Origin of the sequence: Actinoplanes nipponensis (assembly GCF_016862275.1) — a bacterium.
GTDB classification, from domain to species: domain Bacteria; phylum Actinomycetota; class Actinomycetes; order Mycobacteriales; family Micromonosporaceae; genus Actinoplanes; species Actinoplanes nipponensis.
Genome location: NZ_BOMQ01000018.1, coordinates 116,268 through 134,006 on the forward strand (window position 1 = coordinate 116,268; position 17,739 = coordinate 134,006).

At 72.2% G+C, this 17,739-nt stretch carries 19 protein-coding genes; 9 read left to right on the plus strand and 10 right to left on the minus strand.

Annotated elements, in window-relative coordinates; genetic code table 11:
• Positions 1 to 15 precede the first annotated feature (15 nt).
• A complete protein-coding gene (locus Ani05nite_RS07740) occupies positions 16 to 411 on the minus strand; it encodes a PLD nuclease N-terminal domain-containing protein (protein ID WP_203766352.1) in 396 nt (131 codons plus the stop codon).
• Positions 412 to 505: 94 nt separating this feature from the next.
• Here Ani05nite_RS07740 and Ani05nite_RS07745 point away from each other — a divergent pair, with 94 nt between their 5' ends.
• Positions 506 to 1,306, plus strand: coding sequence for a DinB family protein (locus Ani05nite_RS07745; RefSeq protein ID WP_203766353.1), 801 nt, complete (start codon positions 506 to 508; stop codon positions 1,304 to 1,306).
• A 512-nt stretch (positions 1,307 to 1,818) separates the two neighbouring features.
• Complete coding sequence (locus Ani05nite_RS07750) at positions 1,819 to 2,157, plus strand: hypothetical protein (RefSeq protein WP_203766354.1); 339 nt, start codon at positions 1,819 to 1,821, stop codon at positions 2,155 to 2,157.
• 69 nt (positions 2,158 to 2,226) lie between these two features.
• On the opposite strand, the gene Ani05nite_RS07755 is transcribed toward Ani05nite_RS07750, so the two are convergent.
• Positions 2,227 to 3,030 carry an SGNH/GDSL hydrolase family protein gene (locus Ani05nite_RS07755; protein ID WP_203766355.1) on the minus strand — a complete coding sequence of 268 codons (804 nt, stop codon included), beginning with the start codon at positions 3,028 to 3,030 and terminating at the stop codon, positions 2,227 to 2,229.
• Between the two features lie 237 nt (positions 3,031 to 3,267).
• Here Ani05nite_RS07755 and Ani05nite_RS07760 point away from each other — a divergent pair, with 237 nt between their 5' ends.
• Positions 3,268 to 3,663 carry a hypothetical protein gene (locus Ani05nite_RS07760; RefSeq protein WP_203766356.1) on the plus strand — a complete coding sequence of 132 codons (396 nt, stop codon included), beginning with the start codon at positions 3,268 to 3,270 and terminating at the stop codon, positions 3,661 to 3,663.
• A gap of 1 nt (position 3,664) precedes the next feature.
• On the opposite strand, the gene Ani05nite_RS07765 is transcribed toward Ani05nite_RS07760, so the two are convergent.
• Genes Ani05nite_RS07765 through Ani05nite_RS07790 form a run of 6 tightly spaced genes read right to left on the minus strand, consistent with a single transcriptional unit; the run spans position 3,665 to position 7,518 of the window.
• Complete coding sequence (locus Ani05nite_RS07765; RefSeq protein WP_203766357.1) at positions 3,665 to 3,946, minus strand: DUF6510 family protein; 282 nt, start codon at positions 3,944 to 3,946, stop codon at positions 3,665 to 3,667.
• On the minus strand, positions 3,943 to 4,692 hold the full coding sequence (locus Ani05nite_RS07770; protein WP_203766359.1) for a ferredoxin reductase: 750 nt from the start codon (positions 4,690 to 4,692) through the stop codon (positions 3,943 to 3,945). The genes Ani05nite_RS07765 and Ani05nite_RS07770 overlap by 4 nt, the downstream gene beginning before the upstream one ends.
• Positions 4,662 to 5,261 (minus strand): sulfite oxidase-like oxidoreductase, encoded by a 600-nt coding sequence (locus Ani05nite_RS07775; protein ID WP_203766361.1) that lies wholly within the window; start codon positions 5,259 to 5,261, stop codon positions 4,662 to 4,664. Before Ani05nite_RS07775 ends, Ani05nite_RS07770 begins: the two co-directional genes overlap by 31 nt.
• Positions 5,262 to 5,299: 38 nt before the next feature.
• The gene (locus Ani05nite_RS07780) at positions 5,300 to 6,112 is read right to left on the minus strand and encodes a hypothetical protein (protein WP_203766362.1); all 813 of its coding nucleotides are present in this window, start codon (positions 6,110 to 6,112) and stop codon (positions 5,300 to 5,302) included.
• On the minus strand, positions 6,109 to 6,627 hold the full coding sequence (locus Ani05nite_RS07785) for a SigE family RNA polymerase sigma factor (RefSeq protein WP_203766363.1): 519 nt from the start codon (positions 6,625 to 6,627) through the stop codon (positions 6,109 to 6,111). Before Ani05nite_RS07785 ends, Ani05nite_RS07780 begins: the two co-directional genes overlap by 4 nt.
• 57 nt (positions 6,628 to 6,684) lie before the next feature.
• A complete protein-coding gene (locus Ani05nite_RS07790) occupies positions 6,685 to 7,518 on the minus strand; it encodes a patatin-like phospholipase family protein (RefSeq protein WP_307836696.1) in 834 nt (277 codons plus the stop codon).
• A 186-nt stretch (positions 7,519 to 7,704) separates the two neighbouring features.
• Here Ani05nite_RS07790 and Ani05nite_RS07795 point away from each other — a divergent pair, with 186 nt between their 5' ends.
• Positions 7,705 to 9,801, plus strand: a complete 2,097-nt coding sequence (locus Ani05nite_RS07795) for an IPT/TIG domain-containing protein (RefSeq protein WP_203766368.1) — start codon at positions 7,705 to 7,707, stop codon at positions 9,799 to 9,801.
• Between the two features lie 143 nt (positions 9,802 to 9,944).
• Here the strand turns inward: Ani05nite_RS07795 and Ani05nite_RS07800 are convergent, their stop codons facing one another.
• Both Ani05nite_RS07800 and Ani05nite_RS07805 read right to left on the minus strand, forming a co-directional pair.
• A complete protein-coding gene (locus Ani05nite_RS07800; protein ID WP_203766370.1) occupies positions 9,945 to 10,709 on the minus strand; it encodes a hypothetical protein in 765 nt (254 codons plus the stop codon).
• A gap of 132 nt (positions 10,710 to 10,841) precedes the next feature.
• Positions 10,842 to 11,939, minus strand: a complete 1,098-nt coding sequence (locus tag Ani05nite_RS07805) for a glycoside hydrolase family 26 protein (RefSeq protein WP_203766372.1) — start codon at positions 11,937 to 11,939, stop codon at positions 10,842 to 10,844.
• Between the two features lie 189 nt (positions 11,940 to 12,128).
• On the opposite strand from Ani05nite_RS07805, the gene Ani05nite_RS07810 reads away from it, so the two are divergent.
• The 5 genes from Ani05nite_RS07810 to Ani05nite_RS07830 all read left to right on the plus strand — a co-directional run bounded on the left by Ani05nite_RS07810 (position 12,129) and on the right by Ani05nite_RS07830 (position 17,265).
• Positions 12,129 to 12,419: a DUF1540 domain-containing protein gene (locus tag Ani05nite_RS07810; protein WP_203766374.1), complete on the plus strand. Its 291-nt coding sequence runs from the start codon at positions 12,129 to 12,131 to the stop codon at positions 12,417 to 12,419.
• An 895-nt stretch (positions 12,420 to 13,314) separates the two neighbouring features.
• Positions 13,315 to 14,067 (plus strand): NUDIX hydrolase, encoded by a 753-nt coding sequence (locus tag Ani05nite_RS07815; RefSeq protein WP_203766376.1) that lies wholly within the window; start codon positions 13,315 to 13,317, stop codon positions 14,065 to 14,067.
• Positions 14,064 to 15,083: a molecular chaperone DnaJ gene (locus Ani05nite_RS07820; RefSeq protein WP_203766378.1), complete on the plus strand. Its 1,020-nt coding sequence runs from the start codon at positions 14,064 to 14,066 to the stop codon at positions 15,081 to 15,083. Before Ani05nite_RS07815 ends, Ani05nite_RS07820 begins: the two co-directional genes overlap by 4 nt.
• 11 nt (positions 15,084 to 15,094) lie before the next feature.
• Entirely contained in the window at positions 15,095 to 16,060 is a 966-nt protein-coding gene (locus tag Ani05nite_RS07825; RefSeq protein WP_203766379.1) for a hypothetical protein, read from the plus strand.
• Entirely contained in the window at positions 16,057 to 17,265 is a 1,209-nt protein-coding gene (locus Ani05nite_RS07830) for an adenylosuccinate synthetase (protein ID WP_203766380.1), read from the plus strand. Before Ani05nite_RS07825 ends, Ani05nite_RS07830 begins: the two co-directional genes overlap by 4 nt.
• The last annotated feature ends 474 nt before the right edge of the window (positions 17,266 to 17,739 follow it).

Genomic DNA, 17,739 nt, shown 5'->3' on the forward strand with positions numbered 1-17,739 from the left:
GGTGGCCCCGTCCTGCTATTTCTGGTCGGTCTCGGGCTTGCGCAGCTCGGCCTCGCGGCGGCGCAGGTCGGCCTCCCAGCGCTCGAGCCGCCCCCGGTCCTCGCCCAGACTCCTGAGGAACTCCGGATTGTCGTCCGGGGCGAGCGGGGCGCTGCGCCGCGGCCGCTCGTGCTCGGGAAACCCGCTGCCGGGACGCCAGGTGGTGCCGTTGCTGAGCTTGACCGCCCGGGCCGGGCGCCCGGCGACGAACCAGGCGATCGCCCCGATCGGCGAGAACAGCAGGATGAGGAAGACCCAGACGACCCGGGGCAGGGCCCGGATCTGGAACTCCTCGGCCGATAGGCAGTCGATGAGCGCGATGACGACCAGCGCCAGGTCGATCAGCATGAAGAGGGAATAGAGCCGGATCATGGCGAGAGATCCTCGCAGAGGAACGCCGCCCGCGTGACCCCTTTCCGGCCAACCGGGGGCTGAAGAATCCCGCCGGAAACGGCATGATGACCCGATGGCTGCACAATTCGGGCCGCACCGCTGGTCGGCTGGCGGCCACCCGGACACCGGACGGCACCGCGGCGCGCGCTTCACCGTCGCCGACCTGACCGGCGCGCGCTTCGTGGACTGCGACCTGACCGGCGTGAAGATCGTCGACTCGTGGCTGGTGGGGATGGACGTCTCCGGCCACGTCGAGCGGCTCTCCGTCAACGGCGTCGACGTCACCGACTACGTCGCGGCGGAACTCGACCGTCGCCACCCGGAACGGGTCCAACTGCGCGGCATGCGCGATGCCGACGACTTCCGCGCCATGGCGGACACGATGACCACACTCTGGTCGGCCGCCGTGGCCCGCGCCGAACGGCTCCCCGAGGCGGCCCGCCACGAGCGGGTGGACGGCGAGTGGTCGTTCGCGGAGACGCTGCGCCACCTCGTCTTCATCACCGACTCGTGGGCGAGCCGCACGGTGCTGGACGAGGAGCTGCCGTACCACCGGATCGGCCTGCCGCAGACGGCCTACTCCCGGGCGGACGCGACGGCCCTGGGCATCGAGGTCGACGCGACCCCGGCGTGGGCGGAGATCCTGGCCGCCCGGGCGGACCGGACGGCCGTGCTCGCCGGCATCCTGGCGGACCTGACAGACGCCGGCCTGCGGCGTTCCTGTGCGCGGCTGCCGGCCCCGGGATACCCCGCGGGGCCGCGGGTGGTCGCGGAGTGCCTGGCGGTGGTGCTGGACGAGGAATGCGACCACTATCGGTTCGCTGTGCGGGATCTGGCTGTCGTGGAGGCTCGTTACGCCGGGGGTTCGGGGTGATGCGGGGGTGGCGCTGCCGGCCCGTCGTCGCTCGCCTGTCGCTCGCCTGTCGCTCGCCCTCGCTCGTCGCGTCGCCTGTCGCTCGCCCTCTTTCGTCGGCCGTCGTCTGGACGCCTGACCGCCTGACTGCCCAAGCTGCGGCGGTGGCGGCGTTCGGCCCGGGCGGCTGAAGCCTGCGCGGATCTTGAAGAGCGCGGGCGGGTTCTTGGGCTCTGGCGCTTCAAGATTCGGCGCGGAGGAGACCTCCAGGGCGTTGGGACTCGCGAGCAACGACCGGGAAGGCCTGGCCCAGCATCGGCGAGCCGGTCGGGGCGCTGAATGGGGGCGCTGGGTCGGGAGCCGGGCGAGGCCGAAGCTGGATGGAGTGGGTCAGGTAGGCGGCGCGGCACGCGGGGCGAGAAGTGGCTAACACGTGGGGTGCCGTTACCACCAACCGGTGCCGTCGTCGGGGTGGTGCGACGCGTGGTCGATGAAGACGGAGCATGAGACCCAGGCGCCGGGTGGGGAGGCGTATGGGCGGGTTGCTGGTTGGCGAGCGCATCAATACGAAGCGCTGGATGGCCACCGCGGTCGACTGTGGAGGGTGCGTTGGCGGCCGCTTCGGGCCCGGCGGCAGCCGCCGGCCAGCCGGGCAATGGCCAGCGAGCCGGCCGTCAACCCGCCAACCCGCTCGCACGGATCTTGATGAGGTCGGCTGGGTTCTCGGGCCCGAGCGCCCCAAAATCCAGCAACACAAACACCTCCCGCCGGCCGGTCTGAGCAATCTTGATGCGATCGCGCGGCTTCTCGGGCTCAAGCGCCCCAAGATCCCACGAGAAGAGCACCTCAAGAACGCGGCGACCAACGGCTGAAACCCTCCGAAAAGGACGGAAGCGCTACGGGCCGGCCCGGCAGGCGCACACCCTGCCGGGCCGACAGCATCAGCTCAGTGCCGAGTTCAACCCCACCAGATATCCGCTGCGATACCCCGTGGCGTTCGGGTGGAAGGAGTTGGTCGGCGGGATCGCGGTCAGGCCGTTGAGCCACGGGCTGGGCCCGCAGATCCCGTGCCCGGCGAACTCGTCCGTGACGTCCGACCAGGTGAAGCCGGCCGCCCCGGCGCGGGCCGCGGTCAGTTTGTTGAGTTCCACCGCGCCGGTGTTGATGGCCTTGCGTTTCGGGATGCTCATGCCGCCGACGCCGCAGTACGCCGTGGTCACGTCGAACAGGATCGGGTAGCCGAGCACGACCACGCGGGCGTTCGGGGCCTTGCGGCGGATGTCGGCGTAGGTGGCGTCGAGTTTGGCGGGCAGTTCGGTGCGCAGCACTTCCATGGCGGACGCGACGGTGGCCGCGCACGCGCTGTCGCTGGACAGGGTGCAGGAGATGACGGTCGAGGCGAAGCCGACGTCGTTGCCGCCGATGGTCAGCGTCACGAGGTCGGTGCCGCTGGTCAGCGGCCAGAGCTGGGTGGAACGCAGCGAGCCGGTGGTGGCGCCGCCGCAGGCGACCGACCGGTACGACTTCGGGTCGTTGGCCGCGTTCCACAGGCCGGGGTAGCCGTTGGCGCTGCGCAGGCAGAGCCCGGTTTGGCCGGGCGCGCCGACGCCGGAGGAGTACGAGTCGCCGAGCGCGACGTAGTCCCAGTTGGTGTAGGGGGCGGCTGCCGCAGCGGGTGTCGCGGCGATGATGCTCAGCAGGGTCGAGAAGACGAGGCAGGCGAGGACGGTGGTGCGTCTGCTCATCGGGTGGCCTCCGGATCCGCTGGGGATGGGGGCCGGAGCGCTCCGGTTACCGAACAGTAAGTCAAGGTCTCCGGGAAAGAAACACAGTGACATTCCTGTTACCTCGTAGTAACATGCGTCGATGTGACCTGCATCTATGTCAGGCGGTCATGTTACGTGTGCGCAGAGCGACAGGCTTTTACCGGCGCCACAGCCGGTCTTCAGTGTGCGCTCAGCTGACCGGTCTAGCGTCGGCCCATGGATGAGCAACGGGCCCGGAGGGTCGTCGAGACACTGCGCGGACGTAACGTCTTCGCCCACGTGAAGCTGCCGCACGCCGGCATCACCCAGTACGGCATCCGGGTCGTGCTGCCCGACGGGCGCGAGGCCATCTGGGACAACGACGGCACCGCCGGGCTGGAGGCCCAGGTCATGCGCGACGGCGTCCTGGTCGGGTTCGTGTCCTCGATCCCCGGCTCGGAGAACTTCGGCGACGACCAGATCATCGACGCGATCGCCGGCGCCGACTACGACCAGCCGATCGGGCGTTCCCGGCCCACGACGCCGGCCGGCCCGGGCCGGCCGGACCGGATCGCCACGGCGCCGCGGCCGCTCGGGCTGGCCGCGCGCCTGCGCCGTACGTTCCGCGACTGACCTACGGGGTGGCCGGGGCGTCCCGCGGGGGCATCGGCACCTGCAGGCTGACCGCGCCGCGCAGGTCCAGCCACGCGCGCTCCGGGCCGCGGACCAGCCGCAGCACCACGCCGTCGCACGACGGGCAGCGGGCCACCAGCCCGGGGGCCGGTCCCCAGACCCGCAGCCGGGCGACCACGCACGGCTCGCCGCAGCCGGCGCAGGTGGCCACCGCCGTGGTCACGTCCACCGCGAAGAGCTCACGCAGGTCACCGGCCATCGCGTTGCCGTCCACCGCGGTCATGAGATCCCTCCGAACCGTTCCGTGCGGACCTTGCCCGGGTCGTGCCCCAACGCCACCAGGATGTCCGCCGCCGCCTCGACGAACGCGGTCGGGCCGCAGACGAACACGTCCGGGGCGAAGTCCGGCGGCCAGCCGTGGGTGTTCAGCGTGGCCACGGTGAGCCGTCCCGGCGGCTCGGGCCAGCCGTCGGGGGTCTTGCGGGTGTAGACGAAGTGCACGTCCAGGCCCGGGTCGTCGCGGACCCGGCGGGCGAGCTCGGCGGCGTAGAGGGCGTCCTGCGGGGTGCGGACCGAGTAGATCAGGCGGAACGGCTGCCGGCCGCGGACGTCGCCGCGCGCACGGATCATGGCCATCAGCGGTACGACGCCCGAGCCGCCGGCCACCAGCAGCACCGGCGGGGGCGCCGCCCGCCACACGAACCAGCCGCCGACCGGGCCGCGCAGCTCCAGCGGCCGGCCGACCTCGAGGTCGTCGATCAGGTAGGACGACACCTCGCCGTCCTCGACACGCTGCACGGTCAGCTCGACCAGGCCGTCGTCGCGCCACGCGGAGGCGATCGAGTAGCTGCGCTGGGCCGAGTAGCCGTCGGGGGCGGTCAGCCGCACGTCGACGTGCTGGCCGGGCAGGTGTCCCGGCCACTGCGGCACCCGCAGCACCAGGGTGCGCGCGGACGGCGTCTCCCTGCGGGCCGCCTCCACCGTGGCGACCCGCCAGCTCAGTCTCCCTGGTACCGCTGTTCGCGCCATGGGTCTCCGTACATGTGGTAGCCGGCTTCCTCCCAGAAGCCCGGCTCGTCCTGCTGGAGCATCTCGATGCCGTTGACCCACTTGGCCGACTTCCAGAAGTACAGGTGCGGGACCACCAGCCGGGCCGGGCCGCCGTGCTCGGGCGCGAGCGGCTCACCGTCGAACTGGTACGCCACCCAGGCCTTGCCATCGAGCAGGTCCTCCAGCGGCACGTTCGTGGTGTAGCCGCCGTAGCCGTGCACCATCGTGTAGTCGGCGGTGGTCTCGACGTTCTCGAAGAGGGTGTCCAGGGTGACCCCGCGCCAGGTGGTGCCGAGCTTGGACCACTTGGTGACGCAGTGGATATCGGTCGTGACGTCCTCGGCCGGCAGGTCCTGGAACTCCGGCCAGGACCAGCTGTGCTTGCCGCCGGTCTCGTCGGTGATGGTGAACTGCCAGCGCTCCAGCGGGATCCGCGGCGTCGGGCCGGCCGAGAGCACCGGGAAGTCGTGCGTGAGGTACTGCCCCGGCGGCAGGTCGGGCCGGGAGGAACGGCGCCGGCCGCCGAACCCGGGGGAGATGATGCTCATGCCAGCAGTAAACCCGATGATCATGAACGAGGACAGGCTCACCCCACGGCGAAGGCCGCGTTCCCGGCCGGCAGCTCGCGGCCGTTGCGGTCGTACGCTCGCGGCCGGCCGACCTCGCCGGCCGGTTTGACCATTTTGAGGTCGAACCAGAAGAGCACCACGGACCGGTCCTCGCTCCAGGTGGCCTGGCGGGCACGGACCGTCCGCCCGTCCGCCTTCACGGTGATCTTCGCCGCAGCGCCGACGTAGTACCCGAAGGCGGGGGTCGCGCCGCCCTCGACCACCATGGCCATCTCGAGGGCGTGGAAGCCCGGCGCCCGGTCGGAGCCCTCCACCTCGTTGTTCACGACGTCGGGGATCAGCCGGCCCTCGGCGGTGCGCCGCCCGGCGACGATGCCGAGGGCGACGTCGGGCAGGCGGGGCTCGTCGAGACGCTGCATCCACAACAGCCGGTCCAGGCCGCCCGCCGTCGATCCGGTGTCGACCACCTCACCCCACGCGCCGCCCGGCTCGGGCCTGGCCGGCACCCCGGTGCTGGGCCGGATGTTCAGCCCGGTGCTCGGCACGGCGGCTGAGGCGGCAGTGGCCGGCGATCCGGTGCCCGGCGCGTCGCCGGCCGAGGGCTGGGCGGCCGCCGCGAGCCCGGCCGGCTGCGGCGGGCCCGCCGGGATCAGCTGCGCCCCGCCCACCAGCAGGGCCAGCACCGCGGCGGAAGAGGCCGCCCCGACGGCGGCCCGCCGGCGGCGGCGCAACCGGCCACCGGCGGCCATGACCACGGCGAGGTCCAGCGGCTTCGGCTCGAAATCCGGCGTGCTGTGCATGGCGTCTCTCAGGTCGTCGAGGTCGTTCACGGGCGTACTCCGCTCTGTGCGCGCCGGGGGGACGGGATGGAGACCCGGAGCTTGGCCAGCGCCCGGGAATTGAGGCTCTTGACCGTGCCCAGCGACAGGTTCAGCTCCCGGGCGACGTCCACCTCGGTGGCGTCGAAGAAGTGGCGCAGCACGACCACGGTGCGCTCGCGGGGCGAGAGGGTCTGCAGGGCGCCGATGAGCCAGCGGCGCCGGGTCACGTCGTCGGCCACGTCGCGGGGCAGCGCCCGCTCCGGCACCTCGTCGGTCGCGTACTCGCGGATCGGGCGGCGCCACTGGTCGGTGACGAGATTGGCCAGGACCGTGCGGGCGTACGCGTAGGGGTCCTTGCGGCGCACCCGGCCCCAGGACGCGTACACCCGGACCAGTGCGGCCTGGGCCGCCTCCTCGGCCTGGTGCCGGTCGCCGGTCAGCAGGTACGCGGCGCGCTGCAGCCGGGCCGAGTTCGCGCCGGCGAACTCGACGAACTCCTCGTCACCTCTTCGGACTAGTCCCACGAGGGCCAAGACGAGCGAGGCTCGCAAAAGGTTGCAACGGCCCGCGCCGCCGGCCGGTCACGCCCAGACGGCACGGACCCGCTCGATCTCGCCGGCGGCCTGGGCTTGCCCGGCCCGCGCGGCGGGCCCGCGGCGGGCCGGATCGAGCGGATTGCGGCCGATCGCGGTGAGCGCGGCATCGGTGGGACTGATGACCACGGTACGCACGCCGGGTCCCAGAGCGGCGGCCTGCGCGGCCGGCCGGTCGGCGCGCCGGGCAGCCGCGGTGAGCGGGGCGACCACCACGACCCGCTCGTACCCGCGGGCCAGGTCGACGTTGGCGACCGAGCGCACACCACCGTCGACATAGCGCCGGCCGTCGACGGTCATCGGCGGCCACACCAGCGGCACGGCGCAGCTCGCGGCGACGGCGTCGATCAGCGACACCCCGCTGGTGTTGTCGAACGCCCGGAACTCGCCGGTCCGCGCCTCGACCGCGGTGACCAGCAGCCGGGCGGCCGGCCACTCGTCGCGGCGGACCCGGGAGGCGATCGCCGCGCGCCGGGCCGACTCGGGCGCCGTACGGGCCTTGAGCGCCGCCCGGCCCAGCCGCGCCCGGCCCCGGGCCCGGTCGCCCGGCCACAGCGAGGCCAGCAGGAAGCCGAGCAGCACCCGGGTGCCGATGGTGGCACTGGTGTCGCCCGAGGTGTCGGCCAGCTCGTGGGCGTAGAGGTCCTCGACCGTGCTGCCGCCGGTGAGCTGGGCCGCGACGACCGAGCCGGCGGAGGTGCCGACGAACAGGTCGGCGGCGCTCAGGTCGACGCCCTGCTCCGCCAGGCCGTGCAGCAGGCCGATCTCCCAGGCGACGCCGGTGACGCCGCCACCGCCCAGGACGAGAGCACGTTTCAGCATGCACATCTTTACCACTGATCCGTGTGGTCGGCCTTTCCCGAATTAAGTCCACTGATATATATCACTGTCAGCAATTGCATGAACACTCTCAGTTAGTCTTCCCCTGATGGCCCGACGCGTGCGATTCGGCGTGGGCCCGCCCAAGACACGAAACGAAGCGGTTCACGAACCGTAGGAGGACCACGCATGCGTACGTCCCAGTCCAGTTCCAGGTTCCGGCGCATACCGGCCGCGCTCGCGGTGGGGGCCACCGCGGCCGTCATGCTCGCCGCCACCGCGACCCCCGCGCTCGCGGTGGGTCCGGTGGCCATCGACGACTCCACCGGCTTCACCGGTGGCGGTGACGTCATCAACGTCACCTCGTCGGCCCAGTTCGGCACCGGCACCAACGGCGTCACCTTCTCGAGCGGCGCGACGTGTCCCGCGACCTACACGACGAGCGGCACCAACCTGGTGGCGGCGTCCGTGGTGCACACCGACGCCAGCAACCTGGTCGTCACCGTGCCGGCCACCGTCGTGGCGCCGGTGGCCTACAAGGTGTGTGTCTACCTCGGCACGACCGTCGCCTCCAGCGCGCTGGTCAACAGCCCCAACACCGCCCCGGTGTACACGGTGTCGCCCGCGGCGCCCGTCCTGAGCACCACCGGCGGCATCACCGGCGGTGGCAACTCGATCACGGCCACGCTCACCAACTTCCTGACGGTGCCCACCGCACCCGCCGCGGTCTTCTCGGTCGCGGCCTGCCCGACCACGTACGGCACGCCGACCAGCAACCTGGCGGCGACCGTCACGAAGACGTCGGTCACCGTCGGCACGCTGACCGTGCCGGCCGGTGTCGTGATGCCGAACACGTACAACGTCTGCATCTACACCGGCAACACCGCCGCGGCGACGCTGATCGCCGACAGCTCGGCCGACTACACGCCGACGCCGCCCACAGCCGTGCTGAGCCCCACCTCGGGCCTCACCGGCGGCGGTAACTCGATCACCGTCACGTCGACGTCGAACTACCTCAACGGGGTCTCCTCGCCCGGCGTGGCCTTCTCGGTCGCCACCTGCCCCAGCACCTTCACGGCGAGCCCGGCCAACCTGGTGGGCACCGCGACGCGGCTCTCGGACACCGTGGCGTCGGTGGTCGTGCCGGCCGGCGTGGTCTCGGCCAGCCCCGGCCCGGCCTACAACGTGTGTGTCTACAACGGCAGCGACGACGGTGTGAGCACGCTCGTCGGCACCAGCGCCGCGGCGTACACCGCCACGGTTCCGACCGTTGCGCTGAGCACCAACGTCGGTGTCACCGCCACGTCCACGCCGATCACGGTCTCCTCGACCAACAACTTCCTCAACGGCGTCTCGGCGGCCGCGGCGACCCTGTCGGCCCCCGCGTGCACTTCGACGTACTCGATCGCTGCTCCGGGCACCTACGCGGCGACCACCACGAAGATCGCCAACAACAAGGCCGTGGTGACCGTCCCGACCAGTGTGGTGTCGGCCAGCCCCGGCCCCGCGTACAACGTCTGCATCTACTCCAGCAACAGCGGTCCGCTGATCGCCTCCAGCGGCAACGTGAAGTACTCCGTCGGCAGCGCCATCACCATCGGCGTCGTCTCGCCGGCCGGCGGTCCCGCGCTCGGTGGCAACAAGATCTCCATCGCGGGCACCGGGCTGCCGACCACGCCGGGCTCGATCAGCGCGACCATCGGCGGTTACCCGCTCGTGGTGACGCCGGTGAGCGCCACGGAGTTCACCGCCATCGTCCCGGCCCACGAGGCCTCCGGCCCGCTGCCGATCAAGGTGGTCACGCCGTCGGGCACGTTCTACTCGTCCGGCACCTACACCTACTCCAACGGTGTGGTGATCGCCCCGAACACCACCTCCAACACGGCCGCCCCGATCTACGTGGACGTCCAGGGTGTCGGCTTCGCGGGCATCAACTTCACCACCACCACCGGTACGACGTCGACCGACACCAACGGCCACGTGTACCTGGTCTCCGGGGCCTACGACCCCACTGACACCGCCGGCAAGAAGGCCACCCCGCCGATCGCGGAGTGCACCAACGTGCTGGTCATCAACGACACCGAGCTGATCTGCACCGTGGACGCCGGGGACAGCCTGAGCACGGCCGGTGCGGCCGTCACCACTCCGGTGCCCGACGGCACGTACACCATGACCGTGGTCAGCGACGGCCGGATGGACGTGCAGACCGGCGGCGCCAACGCCGACGTGACCTTCACGAAGACGGTGGTCTCGAGCGGTTCGACCTTCACGGTGGCCGACTACTGATCGGCAGCACCTGACAGCGCACACAACGGCGGCCCGGAGCGATGAGCTCCGGGCCGTCGCCCGTTCCCGGCGACGCCGAGGGCGCGGACACGATCGGCCGGCCGCCTGGTGGCGGCCGGCCGATGGCGGTATGTGGCGGGGGATCAGCCGAGCTTGTCCCACGCCTGGTCGATCGTCGTGGCGCTCAGCGCCGCCGACGGGCGTCCGTCGGGCTTGACGGCAACCGTGTAGACGCTCCTCGTCGAGCTGGTGCGCCAGCACAGCAACAGCGTCGGGCGCTCGCGCGGCTTGACGTCCTTGCTGAGCCTGACCTTGGAGGTGCACCGTACGTCGCCGAACTTGATGCCGTCGTCGACGGTCCACGCCAGCTCGCGGTACCCGGTGAGGTCCGCGCGGGCGGACATGACCCGGACCGTCTCGCCGTCGCGTCGCACGGTGGTGGTGGTCACGTCGTCCTCGTCCACCTCGGCGACGGCGGCGTCCGGCAACGGCCGGAACACCTGGGCGGTCGCCTTGGCCTTCGCGGACGCCGAGCGGGCGGCCTGGACGCGTTCGGTGGTGCTCGCGGGCGCCGGCGAGGTGGTGGCGGCGCGGGTGGAGGAACTCGCCGTGGGCGTGGCCCCGGACCGCGGCGCCGACGACGGTGTGGCCGAGCCTTCCGGCGCCGGCGCGGGGGGAGGTTCCACGTTCAGGCCGTCCGCCTGTGAGGAGCGGGTGGTGTCGCGGTCGTCGAGCACCTGGCCGGCGACGAGCGCGCCGGCGCCGAGGATCGTCAGCAACCCGGCCGCGCCGATCATGGCCTGCCGGCGGCGCCGGGAGCGGCGCGGCACCACCGACGGGTACGTCGCGTTCGGATCGTCGTCCGGGGGCGGCGCTTCGGCGGCGCCGGGATCGTGAACGTTGCGCATGCTTCAGTCCTTTGCGGGTCTTGGCAAGCAGGCCGGCCGCGCCCGAGAAGTCGCGGCGACAGGCCCCGAGCCCCGATAATCCCACGCGTTTCGGACGTAACCGATGAAAACGGCAACACCGGCGCTGTGCCACTAGGCCCCGAAGAGGTCCCGGTAGGCCGCTGCCGACCCGGGATTCCGGACGCAGGCGGCGTCGGTGCGGAAAAGGCTCGACTGCACCCCACCCTCCCCGCAGTCCGAGAAGTACGCCTCGTAGGCCAGCTGCCCGGCATGCGCCGCGAACCACTCGTGCATCCACGTCACGAACGACGGGTTCTCCCGCCCCGCGTCGCCGGTCGGGACCACGGCCCACTCGCCCACCGAGAACGGCTTGCCGTGCTCCCGGGCGAAGCCGTACAGCCAGGTCAGCCCCTCCGGGTCGGTCGCCGCCTCGTCGAACGCGGCCTTCGTCGGCGACCACGGGTAGTGGTCGTAGTTGTCGATGCCGATGATGTCCACGTACTCGTCGCCCGGGTAGCAGTTCGTGCTCACGCCGCCGCAGGTGCCCTTCGGCGTGCCGTGCGCGTTGATCGTCCAGTCCAGCAGGACGGCCGGGTTCGTCGCGCGGATGTTCGTCGCCGCGCGGCGGTAGCAGGCGATCCACGTCGCCGGGTCGTCGGCCCGCCACGGCGAGGTCTTCTCGTTGAACTCCCAGCCCAGCCGCACCACGGAGTCGCCCCGGCCGTACCGGGTCATCAGCGAGCCGAAATTCCGCCAGTCCTGGTCGTGGGCGCCGGCCGCGCAGGCCGCCAGGTCGGCGCTCGCGCCGATCGGCACCAGGCCCTGCGACACCACCAGCATGCCGTCGAAGTCCGAGAAGAGGTCGAACGTCCAGCCCGACCCCGCGGTCATCGCCGCCCACGAGGTCCGGTCGGTGTAGGTCTGCGCGACCCGGCAGGCGCGGCCGCGCGCGGTGCAGAAGGCGTTGACGTGCGCCGTGTCGAACAACGGGTCGCCGTTGACGCCGGACATGCCGTTCGGGCCGGGCCAGACGCCGTCCGCCCGCGGCAGGCCGATCAGGGCCCGCGCCGAGCGGGTGCCGGCCGCGGCGGTCACCGAGGGTACGGCGGAGGCGGACGGCACCGGCTTTTTGTCGTCCGTCGCGAAGCCCACGGCGGTGGCCGCGAGCGCCATCAGAGCCGCCCCGGCGCCCAGCCAGAGCCGCCGGCGGGGCGGTCGTTCGTCGGCCATCAGGCGGCACCCCCGCGGCGATCGGAGCGTTTTGCCCCATTCTCGCAGGCGTGGCGTCCGCGCGGGCGGGAGTCGATCAACCCGCGGCCATTCTTTAGGTAAGGCAATCCTGGCCCGCCGGCGAACAATTGTGGTAATACCTTTGTGTGGTGCCCGGCGGGGCCGCGGGAAATGGTTTATGGTCGGCTCATGACTCAGATGATGGCCATGCCGCGCGTGCAGACCTGCACGGTGAGCGGATGCGGATACAACCACGACGGCTGCACGGCCTTCGCGATCACCATCGGCCGGGCCAGCTCGGAGTGCGACACGTTCATCGACACGGCCGACAAGGGCGGGATGGGTCAGGCGGAAGCCCAGGTCGGGGCGTGCAAGCGGGCCGAATGCGTACACAACACCGAGCTGGAGTGCCACGCGCCGTCGATCATGGTGGGCGCCGGGCAGGACCGGGCCGACTGCCTGACCTTCGAAGCGCGGTAATTGTCGGAGGGATTCTTCGGGGCCGTCATCGCTTTGTCGATGACGGCCTTTTTGCGGGCCGGGGCAATTGTTGTCGTGCCTGGTTGCATGGTGCTGACCGTCGCTCCCGCCGATTGCGGGGTTCGTGCTTTGTTCCATCGTGTCGCGGTGGGTGCATGGTGCGGGTCGGGATGGTGCGGTCTCGGCTTTCGCGGATCGCCGGCCCGTCGCGTTTTCGCCGCTTCGGCTTCCGTCGCGCCTCGGGTTCTGTAGCGCTTCCGTTGCGGTCGCGCCTGGAGTTGCGTGACGCTCGGGCTTCCGTCGCGGCCCCAGGTGCCGGCGCTCTTTGGTCTCCGCTGCGGTTCCACTTGCCCTTCGCTTCTGCTGCGCGCCCTCGGCTTCCGCACGCTCAGGTCGCCGGAAGTCAGCGCATACCGCTTGTTGTCCCAGCCCCAAAACACCCTTTTGCTCCTTTTCGGAGTGAATCTTGGAGCGCTGCGGCCCGAAAAGCCGCCTACGGTCCACAAGATCTGGCGGTGAGGGCTGGTCGGGCGGTCGTGCGGGGCGGCGGACGGTCGGGTGGTTGGTCGGCGGTCGGTCGGGCAGCTACGGCGGTCGGTTGAGTGGGCGGTCGGGCTGGCGGTCGGTTGGGCGGCGGTCGGGCTGGCGGTCGGTTGGGCGGCGGTCGGGCTGGCGGTCGGTTGGGCGGCGGTCGGGCTGACAAGAGGCGGTCAGGTTGACAGGTGGCGGTCTGGCGGTCGGGTGGCGGTCGGTCGGTTGGTCGGATGTCGGTCGGCGGGGACAGGTGGGGGACAGCGGGGGCGGGTCGACCCACGGCGGGGTTGACCTCAAGTTGAGAACAAGCTAAGTTGACCTCAGATCGAGTTCTACTCAGCATGAGAATGACGAGGCCCCGATGAGCGACGAACGCGACTTCCTCGACAGCTACGACCCCGCGGCCTACACGCCCGTCGCCGTCACCGTCGATGTCGTCGCGCTGACCATTCGGCACTCTCGGCTGCATGTGCTGCTCGTCGAGCGGGGCGCGCATCCCTTCGCCGGGTGGTGGGCGCTGCCGGGCGGGTTCGTGCAGCAGGAGTCGCTCGACGCCGCCGCTCGGCGGGAGCTTGCCGAGGAGACCGGGTTGCGTTCCGGTGAGGGGCTGCTCGACCGGGTGCATCTCGAGCAGCTGCGCAGCTACGGCGATCCCGGCCGGGACCCCCGCATGCGGGTCGTCTCGGTGGCCTACCTGGCTTTCGCGCCGAGCCTGCCCGATCCGCAGTCCGGCGGCGACGCGTCCGGGGCCCGCTGGGTGCCGGTCGACGAGGTGGGCGAGCTGGCCTTCGACCACGCCGCCATCCTGGCCGACGGGCTGGACCGGGCCCGGGCCAAGCTCGAGTACACCCCGCTGGCCACCGCGTTCGTCGGCGACGAGTTCACCATCGGGGAGCTGCGCGCGGTCTATGCCGCCGTGTGGGGCGAGGAGCTGCACGCCGGCAACTTCCACCGCAAGGTGCTGTCGGTGCCCGGCTTCGTGGAGAGCACCGGCGAGACGAGCACCCGCGGCGGCGAGCGTGGCGGGCCCAAGCCGCGCCTCTACCGGGCCGGGGACGCGCGGCTGCTGCATCCGGCGCTGCTGCGGCCGACCCGTGAGGACGGTGTGCGATGACGTTCGACGAGGCGGTGTCGGCCATCGGCGGCGCGCACTCGTTCGCCGATCTCGTGGCAGCCTGTGCCCTACCTGGGGGCGCCGGCGCCGGCGGTGCGGGTGGGGGAGCGGGGCACACGTACCGGAATCTGGTCAAGGTCGTGCATCCCGATGTCGCACCCGCGGGTCGCGGCCCGGCCGCGACGGCGGCCTTCGCCCGCCTTTCCCGGCTCTGGGGCGAGCGCGACGGGCGGCCGCTCACCACGGGGCGGGCCACCTACCGGGTCGGCGGGCTGGTCGCCTCCGGCGACATCGCGGAGCTGTACGCGGTCGACGGCGACGCCGCGCTGCTCAAGCTGCCGCGGCAGCCCGCGGACAACGACCTGGTGCGGGCCGAGGCCGCGGCGCTGACCACCCTGGCCGCCGACGGCGACCCCAAGTTCCGGGCCTACGCGCCGCGGCTGCTGGAGAGCTTCACCCACGAGGACGCCGATCGGGTACGCCGCACCGCCACCGTCACCACCCGGCAGCGCGGCTTCGTCTCGCTGGCCGAGGTGCACGCCGCCTACCCGGCCGGCCTCGACCCGCGCGACGTGGCCTGGATGTGGCGGCGGCTGCTCACCGGTCTCGGCTGGGCCCACCGGGCCGGGCTGGTGCACGGCGCGGTGCTGCCCGAGCACGTGCTCATCCACCCGGCCGAGCACGGCCTGGTGCTCGTGGACTGGTGCTACGCGGTGCCGGCCGGCGCCGCGGTCCCCGCCCTGGTCGCCCGGCACCGCGCCGCCTACCCGGGCGAGGTGCCGGCCCGGCAGCCGGCCACCGCGGCCACCGACATCTTCATGGCGACCGGCCTGATGCTGCGGCTGATCCGCCACCCACCGGACGCGCTGCGCCGCTTCGCCCGCGGCTGTCGCTACGACAAGCCCCGCATGCGTCCGCAGGACGCGTGGCGCCTGCTCGCGGAGCTCGACGAGCTTCTCGGCGACCTGTACGGCCCCCGCCGGTTCCGCGCCTTCGCGATGCCGGCCCGACCCTGAAGGAGCACGAAATGGGAAGCGGACGCTGGTCCACCGATGTCTACTCCGCCGCCGCCGGCTACCGCGCCGCGACCGGCACGAGCGCCTTCGCCTACAGCGACAGCGGCGCCCGCAAGGCCCACCCGGCGCTGGACCCGCTGAACGTCGGCCGGCGGGAGAGCCGCGACAGCGACGAGCACCCGCACAGCACGCCGATCGCCGTGCTGTTCGACGTGACGGGCTCGATGGGCACCGTCCCGCGGGTGCTGCAGACCAAGCTGCCGCAGCTGCTGGGCCTGCTCACGCGCAAGGGGTACGCCACCGACCCGCACGTCATGTTCGGCGCGATCGGCGACGCCACCTGCGACCGGGTGCCGCTGCAGATCGGACAGTTCGAGTCGGACAACCGGATGGACGACGACCTGGCCCGGATCGTGCTCGAGGGCGGCGGCGGCGGCCAGCGGCGCGAGTCGTACGAGCTGGCGATGTACTTCATGGCCCGGCACACCGACCTGGACTCGGTGGTCAAGCGGGGCCGCCGCGGCTACCTGTTCATCATCGGCGACGAGATGGCCTACCCGCAGATCAAGCCCAAGGAGGTGCGGCGGTTCGTCGGCGACCGGCTCGGCGAGCCGATCTCCACCGAGGCGATGCTGGCCGAGCTGCGGCGCAGCTTCGACGTCTACTACATCATGCCGACCGCGGCCGGCTGGGGCGGCGACGCCGAGATCCTCGGCTACTGGCGCACGCTGCTCGGCCAGCACGTCATCGAGCTGGACGACCTCGACGCGGTCTGCGAGACGATCGCGCTGACCGTCGGGCTCGGCGAGGAGTCCATCGACCTGGACGCCGGGCTGGCCGACCTGGTCGACGTCGGGTCGGCGGCCGGCCCGTCGGTCGGCCGGGCCCTGGCCCCGCTGGGCGCGGGCCGCGGCACGGTGGTCCGCTCGGCGCTGCCCGCCGGCGGGCCGGGCCGCAGCGGGAACGAACGGCTGTGAACGACCACCTCGCTGTGGTCGACCTCGGCTACGGCGACGCCGGCAAGGGCACCGTGGTGGACGCGCTCTGCGCTTCGGACCCGGTCACCGCGGTGATCAGGTTCAACGGGGGAGCGCAGGCCGCCCACAACGTGATCACGCCGGCCGGCCGGCACCACACGTTCGCGCAGTTCGGCTCGGGCACGTTCCACGGCGTGCCCACCCACCTGTCGCGGTTCGTGGTCGTCGACCCGCTCGCGCTGGCGGCCGAGGCGGCCGCCCTGGGCAACCCGTTCCACCTGCTGACGATCGACGGCGACGCGCTGCTCGCCACGCCGTGGCACCGGGCGGCCAACCGGGCCCGCGAGCGGCGGCGCGGCGGGGCCCGGCACGGTTCGTGCGGGATGGGCGTCGGGGAGACCATGGAGTACGCCCTCAGCCACCCCGACGCTCCCCGGGTCGCCGACGTGACGTCACCGGCCCGCCTCCGCGCCCGCCTCGCGGCGGTCCGGGACGCGCTGGGCCCCCTCGACGACGTGCCGCCGCTGGAGGACGTCGTGGACGCGTTCCTGGCCTTCGGGCGGACTGTGTCCATCGTGGACGGCGGGCATCTGGACCGGTTGCTGGGCCAGGGTCCGTGCGTCTTCGAGGGGGCGCAGGGGGTGCTGCTGGACGAGTGGCGGGGGTGGCACCCGTACACGACGTGGTCCACGACGACGTTCGCCAACGTGGCGGCCCTGTGCCCGGCCTTCGTGCGGCTGGGGGTGGTGCGGACGTACACGACCCGGCACGGCGCCGGGCCGTTCGTCACCGAGGCGCCGCTGGACCTGCCCGAGGCGCACAACGGGGTGGGGGAATGGCAGGGCGCGTTCCGGGTCGGCCACTTCGACGCGGTCGCCCACCGGTACGCGGCCGAGGTGGCCGGCGGCGTCGACGCCCTGGCCGTGACCCACCTCGACGCCCCGCCGCGCGTCCCCGGCCTGCGGATCTGCACGTCGTACGAGCTGGACGGGGCCCGCTGGGAGCGGATCCGGCCCGGACCGGCGGAGGATCTGGGCCACCAGGCGGCCCTGACCGCGCTGCTGGACCGGGCCCGCCCGGGCGACCTGGAACGGCCGGACGACTGGGCGGACCGGATCGGCGAACTGCTGCAGGCCCCGGTGCTGCTGGAGTCGCACGGGCCGCGCGCCGGCGACAAGCTCTTCCGGCAGGCGGCTGTGGTGTAGTGGGGTCATGGGGGTGGGGCCGTCATCGCTTTGTCGATGGCGGCCCTTTGCGGGCGGAGGCAATTGTTGTCGTGCGTGGGTGCGTGGTGCTGACCGTCGCTCCCGCCTTCGTCGCGTCCTCGCGTGCCGTTGCGCTTTGGTCCCCACTTTCGTTGGTGTTCCACCCACTTGCGCTTCGTTCCTGCTCCCCACTCTCAGCTTCCGCTGCGCTCAGCTTTTCGAGCAGGTAGCGCTTCTCGCTCGTTCTTCCCTGGGCCACCGTCCCCTTTGCCCCTTTCCCGAGTGAATCTTGGAGCGCCGGGGCCCGAGAACCGGAGCACTGTTCACAAGATCTGGCGGAGAGGGGTGGTCGAGCGGTCGTGTGGGCGTGCGGGGGCGGTGGTCGGTCGCGCGCGGTGGCGGCGGTCGGTCGGGCGGGGGCGGTCGGTCGGGCGGGGGCGGTCGGTCGGGCGGGGGCGGTCGGTCGGGCGGGGG